The 1,107-nt window shown below is 37.5% G+C and carries 2 pseudogenes; both read right to left on the reverse strand.

Annotated features, from left to right (window positions below):
* Positions 1-533 precede the first annotated feature (533 nt).
* A pseudogene (gene pgr5, locus H1P_RS39700) lies at positions 534-731 on the reverse strand (cyclic electron transport protein PGR5).
* 73 nt (positions 732-804) lie between these two features.
* Positions 805-973 (reverse strand): annotated as a pseudogene (psb34, locus tag H1P_RS33600) (photosystem II assembly protein Psb34).
* Between the last annotated feature and the right edge of the window lie 134 nt (positions 974-1,107).

Genomic DNA, 1,107 nt, shown 5'->3' on the forward strand with positions numbered 1-1,107 from the left:
TAAAGCTGATAAAGATACTAATAATGAGCGTTTCATAATTGTTTTTCCTTTTTGGTGATTCGATTAATCTTTTCGATTTCCTGTTATTAATAGAATCGCTGACCCTAATGAGAAGGTTCTGACAGTAATCTAAGAGTCGGTTAAGAGAAAAGGTGAATTTCCCTGAGTCCAATCTGAGAAAGCAATGAGAGGTCTAGTTAAGATAATGTTTAAGATTATCTAATCTCTTTAAGCAGAAATAGACGCATTTCTAATATTTCTACTATGGTTTCTAACAAAAAAAACCTCGGTATAAATACCAAGGTTGAGTAGGAGAAATTTCCTGTTGACAAGTGAACCCGCGTCGGACGTGGCGTACAAGACGGACGGCTGAAATCAGGAATTCAACCGACCACCGAAGCGTCCTCCTTTTGAGGTCTTCTCAGCATCCCTCACACTCAAAAGACAGCCACTCCGTAAGACGTTTACACCCATCGCATTTGGGGGCAAGAGAATGCGCGAGTCGTGACGAGAGATAAGAAAAGAAAAATACTTTAAGCGAGTAATCCTAACTTTTTGCCATTGTCACGAGCAGTTCTGATTAGGTTTTGTCTGGTTGTTCTTTAGATACCGACGCGATTGCAAACCGCCGTAATAACCTGAGAGTATTTTGAGATCGCTTGACCCCGAAGTTAATTAAATTTAGTTTTACCTAGATAATTACGAACCAGAATGATGATTGGTGCAAACATGATTATCTTTTAAATCTCGATTAAAAGTTTTGATTAATTAAAGTTGTTGTTTAAATCTGACTGTCTTCATCGATTAGCTGACTGCGAAAGAAATCAAAACTAATGCTGTCACGAAGAGTGCTGCTACTGCGCCTAGTTGCAGATAACGTTTCTGTTCCCATAATGTGGGGTATTGCGTAGGTCATTTTAGGCTCAACCGCATAGTTGTTAAGAATTCCGTTATCTTCTTGGGTGGTATACATAGTAATTCTCAACCGCATAGTTGTTAAGAATTCCGTTATCTTCTTGGGTGGTATACATAGTAATTTTTCCTTTATTTGTTTCTTTTATTCCCGTGCTATGTAAATTAATGTAACAAATATTTTAAGTTTTGTAA

It is taken from the genome of Hyella patelloides LEGE 07179 (assembly GCF_900659865.1).
GTDB classification, from domain to species: domain Bacteria; phylum Cyanobacteriota; class Cyanobacteriia; order Cyanobacteriales; family Xenococcaceae; genus Hyella; species Hyella patelloides.